Origin of the sequence: Pedobacter sp. SYP-B3415 (assembly GCF_004138205.1) — a bacterium.
Lineage (GTDB): Bacteria > Bacteroidota > Bacteroidia > Sphingobacteriales > Sphingobacteriaceae > Pedobacter.
Genome location: NZ_RXNQ01000006.1, coordinates 80,058 through 96,764 on the forward strand (window position 1 = coordinate 80,058; position 16,707 = coordinate 96,764).

The 16,707-nt window shown below is 47.8% G+C and carries 13 protein-coding genes; 12 read left to right on the plus strand and 1 reads right to left on the minus strand.

The window, feature by feature from the left end:
- Positions 1–287 precede the first annotated feature (287 nt).
- Complete coding sequence (locus EJV45_RS04155; protein WP_240755190.1) at positions 288–2,114, plus strand: PDZ domain-containing protein; 1,827 nt, start codon at positions 288–290, stop codon at positions 2,112–2,114.
- A gap of 69 nt (positions 2,115–2,183) precedes the next feature.
- Here EJV45_RS04155 and EJV45_RS04160 read toward each other — a convergent pair whose 3' ends face one another.
- Entirely contained in the window at positions 2,184–2,654 is a 471-nt protein-coding gene (locus EJV45_RS04160; protein ID WP_129714393.1) for a hypothetical protein, read from the minus strand.
- Positions 2,655–2,882: 228 nt separating this feature from the next.
- Between EJV45_RS04160 and EJV45_RS04165 the strand changes: the two genes are divergently transcribed.
- The 11 genes from EJV45_RS04165 (at position 2,883) to EJV45_RS04215 (ending at position 16,567) form a co-directional block, all read left to right on the plus strand.
- A complete protein-coding gene (locus EJV45_RS04165) occupies positions 2,883–4,655 on the plus strand; it encodes a long-chain fatty acid--CoA ligase (RefSeq protein WP_129714394.1) in 1,773 nt (590 codons plus the stop codon).
- Positions 4,621–6,342, plus strand: coding sequence for a gamma-glutamyltransferase (ggt, locus tag EJV45_RS04170; RefSeq protein ID WP_205942322.1), 1,722 nt, complete (start codon positions 4,621–4,623; stop codon positions 6,340–6,342). Before EJV45_RS04165 ends, ggt begins: the two co-directional genes overlap by 35 nt.
- 188 nt (positions 6,343–6,530) lie before the next feature.
- Entirely contained in the window at positions 6,531–7,859 is a 1,329-nt protein-coding gene (locus EJV45_RS04175; RefSeq protein WP_129714395.1) for an OmpA family protein, read from the plus strand.
- Between the two features lie 361 nt (positions 7,860–8,220).
- Positions 8,221–8,649, plus strand: a complete 429-nt coding sequence (locus EJV45_RS04180) for a MarR family winged helix-turn-helix transcriptional regulator (RefSeq protein WP_129714396.1) — start codon at positions 8,221–8,223, stop codon at positions 8,647–8,649.
- A 42-nt stretch (positions 8,650–8,691) separates the two neighbouring features.
- Positions 8,692–11,097, plus strand: a complete 2,406-nt coding sequence (locus EJV45_RS04185) for a 3-hydroxyacyl-CoA dehydrogenase/enoyl-CoA hydratase family protein (protein ID WP_205942323.1) — start codon at positions 8,692–8,694, stop codon at positions 11,095–11,097.
- Between the two features lie 72 nt (positions 11,098–11,169).
- Positions 11,170–11,535 carry a four helix bundle protein gene (locus EJV45_RS04190; RefSeq protein WP_129714398.1) on the plus strand — a complete coding sequence of 122 codons (366 nt, stop codon included), beginning with the start codon at positions 11,170–11,172 and terminating at the stop codon, positions 11,533–11,535.
- A 53-nt stretch (positions 11,536–11,588) separates the two neighbouring features.
- Complete coding sequence (locus EJV45_RS04195; protein WP_129714399.1) at positions 11,589–12,767, plus strand: acetyl-CoA C-acyltransferase; 1,179 nt, start codon at positions 11,589–11,591, stop codon at positions 12,765–12,767.
- Positions 12,768–12,870: 103 nt separating this feature from the next.
- Positions 12,871–13,221, plus strand: coding sequence for a four helix bundle protein (locus tag EJV45_RS04200; protein WP_205942324.1), 351 nt, complete (start codon positions 12,871–12,873; stop codon positions 13,219–13,221).
- A gap of 36 nt (positions 13,222–13,257) precedes the next feature.
- Positions 13,258–15,048, plus strand: a complete 1,791-nt coding sequence (locus EJV45_RS04205) for an acyl-CoA dehydrogenase family protein (protein WP_129714400.1) — start codon at positions 13,258–13,260, stop codon at positions 15,046–15,048.
- Between the two features lie 124 nt (positions 15,049–15,172).
- A complete protein-coding gene (locus tag EJV45_RS04210; protein WP_129714401.1) occupies positions 15,173–15,640 on the plus strand; it encodes an FKBP-type peptidyl-prolyl cis-trans isomerase in 468 nt (155 codons plus the stop codon).
- Between the two features lie 6 nt (positions 15,641–15,646).
- Positions 15,647–16,567 (plus strand): FKBP-type peptidyl-prolyl cis-trans isomerase, encoded by a 921-nt coding sequence (locus EJV45_RS04215; RefSeq protein ID WP_129714402.1) that lies wholly within the window; start codon positions 15,647–15,649, stop codon positions 16,565–16,567.
- Positions 16,568–16,707: the final 140 nt, after the last annotated feature.

Here is a 16,707-nt window from a genome sequence, read left to right on the forward strand (position 1 = left end):
CTATTGGGGAACACTTCGCTGGTTTCAAAGTTTACTCCGGGCGGATTTCCCTGTCCAAAGACAAAAATATTCAATAAAATCAGCCGATTGGGGATGTATTAAGTATGTTACAGCCTGTTTAAGCGGCTATTCTGCCTCTTGAATTGCAATGAAAACGGCCAATTCCGGGTCAGATGCCCCTTTTCAAAGGCGGGGTGTTCCGAACCGTATTCACCTTGTTACAGCAGGGCCGATATTTCTTTTGTAATCAATACCAATCCGCTATTTTTGCGCAAATCACTATTCTTATGGTTCACCCAAAAAAACTTATCGGGGCAGTTCTGCTCCTTTTTGCTGCTATGACTACAACTGCCCAGGTAAAAATTGCATTTGAAGTTAGTTTCCGCGAGCCTCAGGCGCATTATGCGGAAGTCGAAATGTCTTTGTCAGGGCTTTCAAAAAACTTTGTCGACGTAAAAATGCCGGTATGGACGCCGGGCTCATACCTGGTTCGCGAGTTTGAAAAGAGCGTTGAAGGCTTTGCAGCAACAGCATCAGGCAAAAAACTGCGCGTGGAGAAGGTTCGCAAGAATGCCTGGCGAATATTTAACGGGTCAGCAAAAAATGTCAGGATCAGCTACCGGGTCTACGCATTCGAACTGTCGGTACGGACGCCATATATCGACGCGGATCATGCATTTTTGTCTCCAACCGGCATATTTATGCATCCCGACGGCATGATTTCAAGTCCGAGCACAGTAAAGATTGTTCCGTTTAAAACCTGGTCGGCCGTTTCAACCGGTCTTCAGCCTGTTTCCGGACAAAAGTTCACTTATAGCGCGCCGAATTTTGATCTCCTTTACGACAGCCCGATCGAGGTTGGTAACCAGGATGTATTTGAGTTCATGGCAGCCGGTGTAAAGCACGAAGTAGCGATGGTTGGTCAGGGTAACTATGATAAAGCCCGTTTGCAGGCCGATATGCCAAAAATTGTTGAACAGGCAACCGCGCTTTACGGTGAGAATCCTAATAAATATTATGTCTTTATTGTACATAATGTTGAGCGCGGCGGCGGTGGTTTAGAACACCTGAATTCGACTACGCTTGAAGTTACCAGGGATAGTTATGGTACGGCAAAGGGCTACGAAGGATTTCTTGATCTTGTTGCGCATGAATACCATCACTTATGGAACGTAAAACGCCTTCGTCCTGTAGCACTGGGCCCCTTTGATTACGATAACGAAAATTACACGACCAACCTGTGGGTTGCTGAAGGTTTTACATCTTATTACGAGAATAAATTTATGCTGCGGGCAGGTTTCCTTACGCCTGAGCAATTCGTCACGAAACTTGCGGGGGCTGTAGGCACAGTTGTGAACACACCCGGAGCACGTGTGCAGTCTGCAGCAGCGTCCAGTTATGATGCCTGGATTATCGGCTACCGTCCGAACGAAAATTCAAGAAACAATTCAATTTCTTATTACAGCAAGGGTGAGGTAATTGGTCTGCTTATGGATCTTGAGATCATCCGCGCGAGCAAGGGCGCCAAAAGCCTCGATGATGTCATGAAAACCATGTACTGGCAGGTGAAAAAGAATGGCAAAGGCTACACCGATGCTGAATTCAAGGCTTGCGTAGAGCAGACGGCGGGTGTAAGTTTTACCGACTTCTGGACTAAATATGTAAACGGGACCGATGAAGTGGAATACACCAAATACCTGGGTTATGCCGGTATCGAAGCTGTAGACGACAACAAAGGTAAAATTACTGCAACCACCGGTGCCAGCGCCGAAATTGGCAGAGCTTTCACCATTACAGGTGTGAATCGTAATTCAGCAGCCTGGGATGATGGCCTGAACGTAAATGATATCGTGTTAAGTGTAGATGGTCGCGACGTATCAGATATTTTGTCAACCGTGCGCCTTCAGAGCCCGCGTGTTAATCTGGATATCCTGGCTCCTATAGCTGATAAAAAAGTAGGTGATAAAGTTAACCTGCGCATTCTGCGTGCGGGGCTTGAACGCCAGATTACGCTTACGCTGAAAGCAAATCCGGCTGTTCGCGTAAAGGCAACAATAAAAGAGAATGCGAGCGAGGCACAGAAAGCCGTGCTAAGGAAATGGATGGGTATATAGTTAGCCACTAAAAAAGAAAGACCTGTACAGATTTCTGTACAGGTCTTTTTTGTTTCAGTATAGGTGTGTTTAGAATGCGTATCTTAACGAGATCCCAAAACGCGCTGCAGTAAAGTCCGTACCCTGGGTAAGCGTAAACATCGGGCGCCAGTCAAAAGCAAAATCGATGGGAGCACTTGGGATTTTGAAATCAAGACCTGCAACCGGACGGATCTGAACAGCAGTTACGCCGTCGCCAAACAGGAAGTTCGGACCAAGGCCCAGGTACCATTGCAGTCCTGAGGCGCCTGCGATCGGAGCATTGTACTGATACTCAGCACCAAGACCTACTACATTATTGAAGAAAACCAGGTTGGCGTCTACCGCGTCGTGACGGGTGAAAAAGTGTTTAAGATTGAAGCCAACGCCGGTTGCGCCATCACCTGCGTCAATCCGCATACCCAAAGCCGTACGGTACGAGCTTCCTCTTTGTGCGAATGAACTGGTGGTAACAAGCATGAAGGCCAGGCATCCCATGAGCGTAAAAAATACTTTTTTCATAATCAGATAGTTTTTTAAGATGTAATTTCTGTTTTCCATGTTTAACAACTTTTGTGCCGCAGCAGCTTTTGTTGAACATTTTCAGGTTTTTGCTGTTAGAGGGCGGTTTCGACACCAGTGAGAACACAGTTGTACCTGCTAAAAATTTTTATGCATGCATAGAATTTATTAGATTTGGGAAACAGCCTTCCCTGCATGGCTGTTTAGCACTAACCAATATCATTAATTATGGCAACAGCGGTAACCAGGGTTTTCGACCTCCTGCAACACAGCCTGGAGAAATTTCCAAAGAATAATTTTCTTAGCGACAAGATCGGCGGCAAATGGAGAACTTTCAGCACCAGCCAGTTTTGTGAAGCCGTAAATAACCTGAGTAAAGGACTTGTAGCGCAGGGGGTAGGTAAGGGCTCGAAAGTGGCGGTGATGTCTCCCAACCGGATTGAATGGAATATCACTGATTTTGCGATTAACCAGCTGGGCGCCTTTCAGGTACCGCTGTACCCCACGCTGGCTGAACATGATATTAGTTTCATTCTGAAGGATGCAGGGGTATCTGTCGTATTTGTTGCCAACTCAGAACTGTACGAAAAAATTATCAAAGCCGGAGTAGAAGGGTTGAAGATTTACACATTTGATGCCGTTCCCGGTGCCGCCGGCTGGGAAGAACTTGCCAGGAACGGCCGTTCAGCTCAGATTGACCTGGATGCCTACAGGGCTGCCGTCAGACCTGAAGATGTGCTTACGTTGATCTATACCTCCGGCACTACCGGCACACCTAAAGGTGTCATGCTGACGCATGCTAACCTGGTTCAGAACTTCCTGAATTCGGCGATCATTCTTCCCGAAGGGATAGAGACTGCGCTCAGTTTTCTGCCGCTGTCACATATTTTTGAAAGGATGGTTATTTACCTGTATCTGTATTCCGGCGTTTCGATATCATATGCGGAGAGCATGGAAACTATTGTAGCAGATATTCAGCACATTAAACCGCATGTCTTTACCACGGTACCCCGCCTGCTTGAAAAAGTATACGATAAGATTATGGAAAAGGGGAAGGCCCTTACAGGTGCGAAGCGGGGCATATTCTTCTGGTCCCTTAACCTTGCCAATGTTTTTGATATGGATAAGGGCTGGTGGTACCGGACTAAACTTTCGGTTGCCCGGAAGCTGGTATTTAAAAAATGGCAGGAGGCGCTGGGTGGAAACATCCGGGTGATCATTTCCGGCGGAGCCGCCCTGAACCCGAAGCTTGCCCGGATATTCTGGGCTGCCGGCTTGCCTGTATTTGAAGGGTATGGACTTACTGAAACCTCGCCGGTTATCGCTGTGAACCGTTTCGGCGAAACGAAGTTTGGAACGGTTGGTCCGGCGCTGAATGGTGTCGAAATCAGGATCGCTCCGGATGGGGAGATACTGACCCGTGGGCATCACATCATGAAAGGATATTACAATAAACCTGAACTTACTGCAGAAGCTATAGACAGCGAAGGCTGGTTCCATACCGGTGATATCGGTGAGCTTATGGATGGTAAATTCCTCAAAATAACCGACCGCAAGAAAGAAATGTTCAAAACTGCGGGAGGAAAATACGTCGCCCCGCAGATCCTTGAAAATAAGTTTAAGGAGTCCCCGCTTATTGAACAGGTGATGGTTCTCGGGGAAAATCGTAAATTTCCGTCGGCGCTCGTTGTTCCGGCTTTCGAAGCACTGAAAAACTGGTGCGCCAAAAAAGGAATCACATACGTAAGCAGCGACGACATTGTGCAGAACGATCAGGTAAAATCCCGTTATATGGAACTGATCACAGCTTATAACCAGGAGTTCGGACGCTGGGAACAGGTGAAACAGATTATCCTCCTGCCAAAAGAATGGAGCATAGATGGGGGTGAACTGACACCAAAACTCAGTCTGAAGCGTAAAGTGATTCTTGAAAAAAACAAGGAAAAGATAGAGAAACTTTACGAAGATGCTGAACGCAACAAGGCTGCCGCAAATCATTAACAATATACTGCTGTATTTATTTTTTACGCTTGTACTGACTTCCTGCGCAGGCGGGCAGCTAGGCCGTTCTACGCACCAGGAGTACAGGCAGGGTATGGTGGTCAGTGCCAGCCGCTACGCCAGTGAAGCAGGTCTGCAGATTCTGAAAAAGGGTGGCAATGCGGTCGATGCTGCGGTAGCGGTGCAGTTTGCACTGGCGGTTGTTTACCCGAATGCAGGTAATCTTGGCGGCGGCGGATTCATGGTGTACCGTAGTGCGGCCGGCGAAACAGCGGCTTTGGATTTCAGGGAGAAGGCTGCGGCTGCTGCAACACGCGACATGTATCTGGATAGTCTGCAGAATCCGGTTGTAGAAAAAAGCCTTTTCGGGCATCTCGCGGCTGGCGTGCCCGGCTCGGTGGCCGGAATGGAGGCTGCCCACAAACGTTATGGGAAGTTAAGCTGGAAGACGCTGCTTGCGCCCGCAATTGCGCTGGCTGCCGGCGGTTATAAACTTTCGGCACGGGGTGCAGAAGAGCTAAACGGGCAGGCGGCCGGTTTCAGACAATATAACCTGCTTGGAACAGCCCTGGTCAAAGCAGCAGGCACATGGAAAGAAGGAGATTTGCTGGTGCAGCAGGAACTGGCAGCGACCCTGGCCCATATTGCTGAACGCGGCGCCGCAGGATTTTACGACGGACCTGTAGCCCGGCTGATCGTTGAGGAAATGCAGCGCGGCGGAGGTATCATGACTGCGGCAGACCTTCGTGCCTACCGGGCTGTGTGGCGGACGCCGGTAACGGGTATTTACCGCGGACTAAAAATTATTACGATGCCTCCCCCATCAAGCGGTGGCATTGCGCTGATGCAACTGCTTCAGATGGTCGAGCCCTATCCGCTGCGGCGCTGGGGCTTTAACAAAGATTCGACTATACAGCTTATGGTTGAAGCCGAACGCCGAGTCTATGCCGACCGGGCAGCGCATCTCGGCGATCCTGACTTTCATCCGGTCCCGCAACACCAACTTCTCAATGAAAATTACAACACGCAGCGAATGGCGGGATTTACCTGGGAACGTTCCGGTAACAGCGCTCAGATTGCTGCGGGGCTTGCGGCTGCGCCCGAGCATGAAGAGACAACCCATTTCTCTGTTGTAGACAGAAATGGCAATGCCGTCAGCATCACAACGACGCTAAACGGTTCTTATGGCTCGAACGTCGTGGTGAAAGGCGCTGGTTTTTTGTTGAACAACGAAATGGATGACTTTTCTGTAAAACCCGGCTCGCCAAACATGTATGGGCTGGTAGGGGGAAAAGCGAATGCCATTGCGCCCGGCAAACGCATGCTCAGCTCGATGACACCTACGGTAGTTGAAAAAGATGGAAAGCTGTTTATGGTGGTGGGAACGCCCGGCGGATCGACCATCATCACCTCGGTTTTTCAAACGATCGTTAATGTTGTTGATTTCGATATGGGCATGCAGGCTGCAGTTAATGCCCGTAAATTCCATCACCAATGGCTTCCTGATGAGGTATATCTGGAAAAGGAAGCAATCGACAGCCTGACACATAGAAAGCTTACAAACAAGGGGTACCGACTTGTGGAGCGCGGAAATATTGGTCGTGTCGATGCCATTCTGAGAAACAAGTGGGGTTACTACGAGGCTGGGGCAGACCCCCGGGGTGATGACAGTGCAGCCGCGTGGTAGTGCCGCAGGCTGTTACTTGTATACAAAAAAATACACATCGTTGTTACCCTGCCTGCACAGCTGAAAAACATGACAATCGCTAACACGCGGCGGCGCCTTAAGTTTTGTAAAATTTTCATGCATTGGTACGGCAATTGTTTTGGGGAGCTGTATAAGAAACTCAACGCTTACTAACTCAAGTAACAATTATGAAAAACAGTTTATTCAAGTGCCTACCTGTTGCTGTTGCTGCACTATTTGCAGCCTCTGCCGTTCAGGCGCAGCAGACAACATCGGCAAAGTCATCCCCCACTCAGTTCAGAACATGGTCTGTTGGTGCAAACGTAGGTGTCTTGTCGCCAATCTCGCCTCTCGGCGGAAAAAATGATTTCTCTAACTGGAAATCAGATCTTGGTTACGGAATCTATATCAAAAAACAATTCACCAACTATTTCTCCCTGCGTTTGGATGGTGTTGGCGGCAGATTGAAAGGCGACAATTCAGAACCATATGATAGCGGTGTAAGTAACACCAGTGGCGTACGCGAGTTTGATACGAAACTTACCTATTCAGGATCCCTGAATGCTGTAGTAAACATGTTTAACATCGATCTGTTCAGACAGGAAGACGCGCTGCAGCTTTTTGGTTCGGTAGGTGCAGGTCTGGCAGGATATAAGCCATCTATCAACACAGGTTCAGGTATGAGGGAGTATGCTCCGGGAAAAACCATCAGCGAACTGATAATTCCGGTTGGCCTGGGTGCAAAATTCAAGGTTTCTGACGGGGTTAACATTGATCTCGGCTGGACGATCAACTTCGTAGACGGCGATAACCTGGATGGTACCTACATGGGCACAAGCAATGATAAATACAATTACGCCTATGCAGGTCTGGAGTTTGCGCTCGGACAGGGTAAACAATTGGCCTTCCATAATCCGGTTGCCGTAACTTACGATGAGGCTGTGCAGGCAAAACAAACTGCTGCCGCCCTCAAATCTGAACTGGATGCGCAGAAATCTGACAATGCTCGTCTGCGGGCAGAGCTGGCTGATGCCTTTAAGGATACCGATGGAGATGGTGTAGCTGATAAGCTGGATAAATGCCCAGGCACCCCAGCAAATACGGTTGTTGACGGATCAGGCTGTCCGCTTAAAGTACCTGCTCCGGTAGAAAAAGTTGTGATCACTGAGGCTGACCGCAAAGTCGTAGCAGACGCGATCAAAAATCTTGAGTTTGATTTCAATAAAGCTACCATCCGTGCCAGATCTTATCCGACACTGAACCGTGTAGCAGCGCTGCTAATCGAGAAAAATTTCAGTCTGAAACTTGCCGGTCATACCGACAGCAAGGGAAGCGATTCATATAACCTGAAACTTTCAAAAGACCGCGCAGAATCGATCAAAGCTTACCTGGTATCGCAGGGTGCAAATGCTTCAAGGATCGAAGCTACCGGCTATGGTGAGTCTCAGCCAATTGCGACCAACGCTACCGAAGCGGGTCGTCAGAAAAACAGAAGGGTAGAGTTTACCTTGTTTTAAACAATCACACGAATAGAAGAGCCCTGTCGTTTTTACGGCGGGGCTTTTTTTGTTGAACGCCGGTGCTGTTCGTAGGCTGTATACAGCGACGGTCAGATTGCCCGGTTTTATCCGGTTAATTACGCGTATCCTTAAGACACTGACACCCGGTTCAGGAACTGCCATATCTCGCGGCAATCGTCTCTTTATCTTCAGACCTGTGCAGCAACAGGCGCTGTATGCTTCGAAATAATTCACTGCATTACCGTCTGACAGGTCGTCTCGTTGCTGTTTTTTATTCTTTCAAAATTCTGCAACAGGCACTTGCATTATAGATAACCGTTCGTTAACTTTGTTATGCAAGCATAATAATTTCGAAAAAATGAAGCAGCATCAGACCATCGATTACCATATCAAGTTTGCCTGGCAGAACATGTTTAATAAGTACAACCAGATGGCAGCCGGATTTGGTATAACACAGGCTATCGGTTACATGCTGATCAATATTGATGAGCAGGGTAGCGCGGTATCGCAACTGGCAGGACTGCTCGGTGTGAAGGCAACAAGCCTTTCGCGCATGCTGAACAACATGGAAGATCTGAAATTGATTTACCGCGAAACGGCCTTGGGCGACAAGCGTTCGGTGAAGGTTTTTTTAACAGATTTCGGGCGCGAGAAAAGACAGGAAGCTAAAAATGTAGTGCGGCAGTTTAACGAATATCTTGACGGTCATTTTTCAAAAAAAGAAAAAGAACAATTTATCGCCTTGCTTGTAAAACTAAATGAAGTTACGCTGGCCTATCCGGTTTGATCCGGTAAGCCTTTTATACACTCATCATAAAACCAAGTATTGATGAAAAGAACGATTAATAAGGTAGCCGTACTCGGCTCAGGCATTATGGGTTCTCGCATTGCCTGTCATTTTGCGAATATCGGCACCGAAGTCCTTTTGCTTGATATAGCGCCGAAAGAACTCTCTGAAGAAGAGAAGGCCAGGGGATTGGCAATCGATAACCCCAAAGTAAAAAACAGGATTGTTGAAACGGCACTGCAGACAGCCGTGAAAACCAATCCATCGCCTGTCTATTCGAAAAAAGTTCTTAGCCGCATCAAAACCGGAAATTTTGATGACGATATGGCACTTATCGAAAAATGCGATTGGGTAATTGAGGTCGTGGTAGAAAACCTCGATATCAAAAAAAAGGTGTTCGAACAGGTTGAACGTTTTCGCAAACCCGGAACTTTGATTACCTCAAATACATCAGGCATTCCCATTCACCTGATGACTGAGGGGCGAAGCGAAGACTTTAAGGCTCATTTCTGCGGAACCCATTTTTTTAACCCGCCGCGTTACCTGCGCCTGCTCGAGATTATTCCGACTCAATTCACGCGTCCGGACGTCGTTGACTTCCTGATGCACTATGGCGACAAATTCCTCGGGAAAACGACTGTGCGGTGTAAAGATACGCCTGCTTTTATTGCAAACAGGGTGGGCGTGTATTCGATCATGGCTCTGCTGCATCTGGTAGAGAAGCTTGATCTGACCGTTGAGGAAGTGGATAAGTTCACCGGTCCGGCGCTCGGCAGGCCTAAATCTGCTACATTCCGTACATCTGATGTAGTTGGTGTGGATACCATGATCAAGGTAGCCAAAGGTCTCTATGACAATTGTCCGGAAGATAAAGCCCGCGAATTGTTCAAACTTCCTGACTTTGTTCAGAAAATGGAAGCGAATAACTGGCTTGGCGATAAGACCGGCCAGGGATTCTATAAAAAAGTAAAAGGGGAAAGCGGCAAAAGTGAAATCCTGGCGCTCGACCTGAAGACGCTGGACTATAAACCTTCGCAGAAGGTTAAATCAGCTACGCTCGAACAGACCAAACCGGTTGAAAACCTGCGCGAGCGGATGAAAATTTTTGCAGGTGCGAAGGATAAGGCCGGAGAGCTGTTTCGCCATTCTTCGTTCGGTTTGTTTGAATATGTATCTGACCGCATTCCTGAAATATCAGATGAGCTCTACCGCATAGACGATGCCATGCGCGCCGGCTTCGGCTGGGAACTCGGACCTTTTGAACTCTGGGATGCCGTCGGTTTAAAAGCCGCTGTTGAAGGGATGAAACAGTACGGCCATACGCCAGCCGCCTGGGTACAGGAGATGATTGCTCAAGGGCATGAATCCTTTTACAGGATCGAAGGTGGAAGGAAACAGTTCTATGATGTGGGCAGCCGGAGTTATCAACCGGTGCCGGGAACGGACGAATTTGTTATTCTTGACAACCTGCGGGACAGCAAAACGGTTTGGAAAAACTCAGGCGTGTCAGTGATCGACCTTGGTGATGGAATTCTCAATGTTGAGTTTCATACCAAGATGAATACCATTGGTGGTGATGTGATACAGGGAATCAACAAAGCAATTGACCTGGCAGAAAAGGATTTTCGCGGCGTTGTGATCGGAAACGATGGTGCAAACTTTTCAGCGGGAGCGAATGTAGGTATGATCTTCATGATGGCGGTAGAACAGGAATGGGACGAGTTGAATCTGGCCATCCGGATGTTCCAGAATACGTCCATGCGTCTTCGTTACTCTGCTATCCCGGTTGTGGTTGCGCCCCATAACCTCACCCTTGGTGGGGGCTGCGAGTTCAGTATGCATGCAGATCATGTGCAGTTGTCTGCAGAAACCTATATGGGTCTTGTGGAATTTGGCGTAGGCGTTATACCGGGAGGAGGTGGTACCAAGGAATTTGCGCTCAGGGCTTCTGACGAATTGAAAGATGACCAGATTGCGCAGAATACATTGAAGGAACGTTTTCTTACAATCGGAATGGCTAAGGTTTCCACTTCAGGTGAAGAGGCTTTTGAGCTTGGCTATCTTCAAAAAGGCAAGTATAGCATTACCATGAACCGGAGCCGGCTGCTGGCAGATGCGAAGGCTAAGGCTATTGAGCTGGCCGAAGCTGGTTATACCAAACCTGTTCAGCGTACAGACATCCGTGTTCTGGGTAAGCAGGGGCTGGGCATTGTTTACGCCGGGGCAAACAGTATGTTCGCAGGTAATTACATATCTGAACATGATAAAAAAATATCTGAAAAGCTGGGTTATGTGATGTGCGGCGGCGACCTTTCTTCGCCAACCGAAGTGAGCGAGCAGTATCTGCTCGACCTGGAGCGCGAAGCATTTCTGTCGCTGGCTGGCGAACGCAAATCACTCGAACGGATCCAATCGATTATCACGAAGGGAAAGCCGCTTAGAAATTAATTCGAGATTTGAGATATGAGATTTGAGTCTTGAGACTAAAATCCAAATTGAATAAACATAAAATCATCCCCAATGAATAATTTAAAAGATTTAAAAATATGGTCGAAGGCAATTTACCTCACAGTCGATATTTACAAGCTGACCGCAGACTATCCGTTAGCAGAACGTTTTGGGCTGTCTGGTCAGAGTCGAAGGGCAGCTGTATCGATTTCATCAAACATTGCTGAGGGCGCAAGCAGAAATTCAAACAGAGAATTTGTGAACTTTTTAGGAACAGCAAACGGATCTTCATATGAACTGCAAACACAACTTGCTATTGCTTGCCGTTTGGGATTCTTGTCTGCCGAAACCGTAAAGCCGGTTCTCGAAAACATTGATGAGTTACAAAAAATGACCTTTGGTCTGCAGAGGACACTGAATAAACGGGTAAAGAAATGAATCTCAAATCTCACATCTCAAATCTCACATCTCAATTTTAACTTTTAACAATCATGCAAGAAGCGTATATCATAGCTGGTTTAAGAACGGCGGTCGGGAAGGCCCCGAGGGGCGTATTTCGTTTTATGCGGGCTGATGACCTGGCGGCTACCGTGATCCGCGAACTGGTTGGCTCGGTAGAGGGCCTGGATAAGGAACAAATTGACGACGTTATTGTCGGTAATGCTACACCTGAGGCAGAGCAGGGTCTGAACATCGGGCGTATGATCTCGCTCATGGGCCTCGATACGGAAAAAGTTCCGGGGGTAACAGTGAACCGGTATTGTGCTTCCGGACTCGAAACGATTGCGACCGCGGTGGCAAAGATCCGCTCCGGAATGGCAGACTGTATCATTGCAGGCGGAGTGGAGGTCATGTCGGGTATGCCCTTCGGGGGATGGAAACTTGTGCCTAATCCTGAAGTCGCAAAAACACACCCCGACTGGTATTGGGGCATGGGACTGACTGCTGAGGCCGTTGCCCGGGAGTACAAGGTAAGCCGTGAAGATCAGGATGCCTTTGCATTTAATTCCCACCAAAAAGCTGTTGAAGCAACAAAAAACGGAAGGCTTAAAGCAGGTGTGCTGCCCATTACCGTGAACGAAAATTATCTCGACGAAAATATGAAGCGCAAAAGCCGCTCGTACGTTGTCGACACAGATGAGGGGCCCCGCGCTGACACAACGCTCGAAAAGCTTGCCAGGCTTAAACCCGTCTTCGATGCCAGGGGTGTAATAACCGCCGGTAATTCTTCGCAGACCTCAGATGGAGCCGCATTTGTTATTGTTGTTTCTGAGCGAAAGTTAAAGGAGCTTGGTGTTTCGCCCATTGCGCGGCTGGTCAGTTATGGCGTTGCCGGCGTTCCGCCAAGAATCATGGGTATTGGTCCTATTGAGGCCATCCCGAAGGCGCTTAAAATGGCGGGGATGAGCCTGGAGCAGATCGACCTGATCGAGTTGAATGAAGCGTTTGCCTCGCAATCAATAGCAATTGTCCGCGAGCTGGGTATCAATCCTGATATTCTTAATGTAAATGGCGGCGGTATTGCGTTGGGGCATCCGCTGGGCTGCACCGGAGCAAAACTGACCGTGCAGATCATGAACGAACTCCGCGCCCGCAACCAGAAATACGGTATGGTCACAATGTGTGTCGGCACGGGACAGGGAGCTGCTGGCATTTTTGAATTGCTATAATTATTTACTTATAAAGAAAATTAATCGTATATTTAATTACTGACGAACAAGGAAAAAAGATCAAGGAAAAAAGACCAGGATGCGGCTGCAAAATTTCAGAAAGATGCGAATCTGGCAGGACGGAATTACTCTTGCTAATGATGTTTATTTGCTAATGGGTATACTACCGGAATCTGAACGTTTCGGATTAAGAAGCCAAATATCCCGATGTGTCATCTCGGTTCCTTCCAATATTGCTGAAGGATCTTCCAGGGGATCACAAAAGGAATTTGCACATTATCTTTCAATAGCGCTAGGTTCACTATTTGAGTTAGAGACCCAGCTAATGATTTGCGCGAATGCGGGCTTAGTCGATTTGGCTCAAATAGAGCACGTGACGAAGCAAACAATTCAATTACAACGTGCAATCACGGCTTTCAGGAGGCAGGTTGCAGGTAAATCGGCTGGTCTTTAATCTTTTATCTTTCATCCTTTGTCTCATGCGAAGCAAATGGAAACAACAAACAAAAACATTAAAGGAGGTGAATTCCTGATCAGGGAAACTTCCTGGGAAGATGTGTTCATTCCCGAAGAGTTTGATGAGGAACAGCAGATGATTGCGCAGACCTGCCGTGATTTTCTTGAGGCAGAGGTATATCCGAATCTCGACAGGATCGATAAACAGGAAGACCCGGAACTGATGCCGGCATTGCTGACCAAGGCCGGCGAGCTGGGTATACTCGGAGTATCGGTTCCCGAAGAATTCGGTGGCTTCGGCAAAAACTTCAATACTTCCATGCTGGTAGCCGACGTGGTCGGTGCCGGGCATTCATTTGCCGTTGCACTCTCCGCACATACGGGTATCGGCACGCTGCCTATTCTCTATTATGGCAGCGAGGAACAAAAAGCAAAATACATTCCCAAACTGGCAAGCGGGGAGTGGAAAGCAGCCTATTGCCTGACCGAGCCAAACTCTGGTTCTGATGCCAATTCCGGAAAGACCCGCGCTGTATTGTCTGAGGATGGCGGGAGTTATATCATCAACGGACAGAAAATGTGGATCACAAACGGTGGTTTTGCCGACGTGTTCATTGTATTCGCAAAAATCGACAATGATGAAAACCTCACGGCATTTATTGTTGAGAAGAATTTTGGCGGTATTACCATGAACCCGGAAGAACATAAAATGGGTATCAAAGGGTCTTCGACAAGACAGGTGTTTTTTAACGACTGTGTCGTGCCGGCTGAAAACATGTTGAGCGACAGGCAGAACGGCTTTAAGATCGCCGTGAATATTTTAAATATCGGCCGGATCAAACTTGCGGCAGCAGCAATTGGGGCTTCTAAAGAAGTGATCAGCAAAGCGGTTAACTACGCGAATGAACGTACGCAGTTTGGCCGCCAGATTGCAAAATACGGTGCTATTCGTTATAAGCTGGCCGAGATGGCAGCTAAGGTGTATGCGGTTGATGCAGCTAACTATCGTGCGGGGCAAAATATTGACGATGCATATGAATCGCTGGTTGCCGGCGGTATGGAACCTGGGAAAGCCAAACTCAAGTCGACCGAACAATTTGCGGTAGAGTGTGCCATTCTTAAAGTATGGGGATCGGAAGTGCTCGATTATGTAGTTGACGAAGGGGTGCAGATTTATGGAGGCATGGGTTTTTCGGCCGATGCACCAATGGACCGTGCCTACCGCGATGCAAGGATCAACAGGATTTTTGAAGGTACCAACGAAATTAACCGCCTGTTAACCGTAGACATGATGCTTAAGCGCGCCATGAAAGGTGAGCTTGACTTAATGGGGCCCGCGACAGCTGTGGCCAATGAGCTGATGGCGATTCCGGATTTTGGCGAAGAAGATACTTCATTGTTTACTGCGGAAAAGAAGGTCATCAGCAACCTGAAAAAAGCAACGCTGATGGTTGCGGGCGCCGCCGTGCAGAAACTGATGATGAGCTTGTCAAAGGAGCAGGAGATACTGATGAACATTGCCGACATGGCAAGTTACGCTTATGTAGCCGAATCAGCTTTGCTGCGCACAGAAAAGCTGGTCAACACCCGGGGGGAGGCAGCCACCGAAGCGCAGTTGGATCTACTCCGCATCTATCTTGTCGAAGCCGTAGATGCCGTGTCTAAAGCTGGCAAAGAGGCGCTATGGGCTTTCGCTGAGGGAGATGAACAACGTATGATGCTTGTTGGCTTACGCAGGTATACAAAGATGGAACCTTTCAATGTGAAAGAAGCGAGACAGCGCGTAGCTGTGCGGCTGATCGAAGCCAATAAGTTTATTTTCTAGCACTCAGCATGCAGAAGCGCCCGGAACGATCCGGGCGCTTTTGTTTTGGTTTGATGCCAATGGCGGTTTGTTAAAATTGGTTAAAAATTGGCCGGTCGGTATTAAAAGACTATTTTTGTGAATTATGTTAAAAACCAGGGTGCTGGCCTTCTTCATGGCCGGGATTTTATTCATGTCGTGTGCGAAGAAAGAAACTTTTGATGCTGATGCTCAAGCGCGTGCCGACGAACAGATAATCAAGGATTTTATAGCTAAAAACAACATCCCGGCTGTGCGTGATCCATCGGGTGTTTATTATCAGGTGATCACACCTGGGTCGGGAAATGTTAATTTCGGATCAAACCCGCTGTTATCCGCAAATTATACCGGCAGGATGCTTGACGGGACAGTATTTGAAAAAAGTTCTGACCCGATCAGTTTCCGTTATACCGGCGTAATCCTTGGCTGGCAGGTCGGACTGGCGAAGATACAGCCCGGTGGGCGTGTCAGGCTCATCATCCCTTCAGGCTATGCATACGGAAGTTCCGGTTACGGAAGCATTCCTCCAAATGCGATACTTGACTTCGATGTAGATTTAATAAAAGCTCAATAGAAATTCATGAAAATAAAATACTTACTAGGTGTTCTTTTGCTGTTCTCGGTCGTATTTACTGCCTGCAAGAAAGAATACGAATCGATCGAAAGCGTAGACGAGAGAATCATCCAGGAATACCTGCAGAAAAACGGCTTAAACGCTACGAAAGATCCAAGCGGTTTCTATTATGTTGTGACAAAGCAGGGCTCGGGCGAGCTGCTTAAAAATACCGATTCTGTATTTTACCGGGGAGAGATCAAATCATTAAAAACCGGTGTAACGTATTATTCGTCGTCTGCCCTGCACAACCTGGGAACTTATGTGGGCTATTCAGCCACCTTTGTGGGGGTCCAGATCGAGGCCATTCAAAAGGTCATGTTGTCTGTTAACCGGGGATCTGAAGTACGGATCCTGCTGCCCTCGCACATGGCTTTCGGCAAAAATGGAGACACGCAGATCAATGTTCCTGAAAATGAAGTGATCGATTTCAAGTTGACAATCTATCCCGAAGCTACACAAGCCGAGCGGGATGATAACCTCATTAAAAAATTCCTCCTCGATAAAGGCCTGACCGCTCAGAAAGATGCAAGCGGCGTTTATTATATCGTAAAGCCGGGTGAGGCTGGGGATGCAGCCAAGCCGGTTCTGCCGTACTCCGTCATTAAGGCGAAGTATAAACTAAGATTTTTAGATGGCACACAGATTCAGGAATCTACAGATCCAATCGAATTTGAATTTCCTCGCAACGTGATCCCCGGCTGGTATAAAACGATACCAGGCAAGATTGGGCAAGGCGGTAAGATCAGGTTACTGATTCCTTCTGCCCTGGCCTATGGTCTTGACCCTGGACAAGATCTTACACCAAATGCTGTTCTTGATTTTGATGTCGAGGTAACTGAGGTCAATGCTCAGCCGGCTGGAGCCGTATCAGCCGTTTTTAAGTAAGTTTTTTAACCCTGAAAAATTTTCAAATGGTTGTTGCTTACAGGCAGCAACCGTTTTTCTTTTAGACGCCGGCTAGCCCTGACTGTTGATGTTAATCAACCCAAAATCAAGTACCATACGCGTTGCCTGATCGGATTCAG

Excerpts from the sequence above, each read along its gene's own strand:
- EJV45_RS04175 (WP_129714395.1), top strand. The coding sequence starts at position 6,531 with ATGAAAAACAGTTTATTCAAGTGCCTACCTGTTGCTGTTGCTGCACTA.
- EJV45_RS04210 (WP_129714401.1), top strand. The coding sequence starts at position 15,173 with ATGTTAAAAACCAGGGTGCTGGCCTTCTTCATGGCCGGGATTTTATTC.
- EJV45_RS04180 (WP_129714396.1), top strand. The coding sequence starts at position 8,221 with ATGAAGCAGCATCAGACCATCGATTACCATATCAAGTTTGCCTGGCAG.
- ggt (WP_205942322.1), top strand. The coding sequence starts at position 4,621 with ATGCTGAACGCAACAAGGCTGCCGCAAATCATTAACAATATACTGCTG.
- EJV45_RS04205 (WP_129714400.1), top strand. The coding sequence starts at position 13,258 with ATGGAAACAACAAACAAAAACATTAAAGGAGGTGAATTCCTGATCAGG.
- EJV45_RS04155 (WP_240755190.1), top strand. The coding sequence starts at position 288 with ATGGTTCACCCAAAAAAACTTATCGGGGCAGTTCTGCTCCTTTTTGCT.
- EJV45_RS04160 (WP_129714393.1), bottom strand. The coding sequence starts at position 2,654 with ATGAAAAAAGTATTTTTTACGCTCATGGGATGCCTGGCCTTCATGCTT.
- EJV45_RS04190 (WP_129714398.1), top strand. The coding sequence starts at position 11,170 with ATGAATAATTTAAAAGATTTAAAAATATGGTCGAAGGCAATTTACCTC.
- EJV45_RS04200 (WP_205942324.1), top strand. The coding sequence starts at position 12,871 with ATGCGAATCTGGCAGGACGGAATTACTCTTGCTAATGATGTTTATTTG.
- EJV45_RS04165 (WP_129714394.1), top strand. The coding sequence starts at position 2,883 with ATGGCAACAGCGGTAACCAGGGTTTTCGACCTCCTGCAACACAGCCTG.
- EJV45_RS04215 (WP_129714402.1), top strand. The coding sequence starts at position 15,647 with ATGAAAATAAAATACTTACTAGGTGTTCTTTTGCTGTTCTCGGTCGTA.
- EJV45_RS04195 (WP_129714399.1), top strand. The coding sequence starts at position 11,589 with ATGCAAGAAGCGTATATCATAGCTGGTTTAAGAACGGCGGTCGGGAAG.
- EJV45_RS04185 (WP_205942323.1), top strand. The coding sequence starts at position 8,692 with ATGAAAAGAACGATTAATAAGGTAGCCGTACTCGGCTCAGGCATTATG.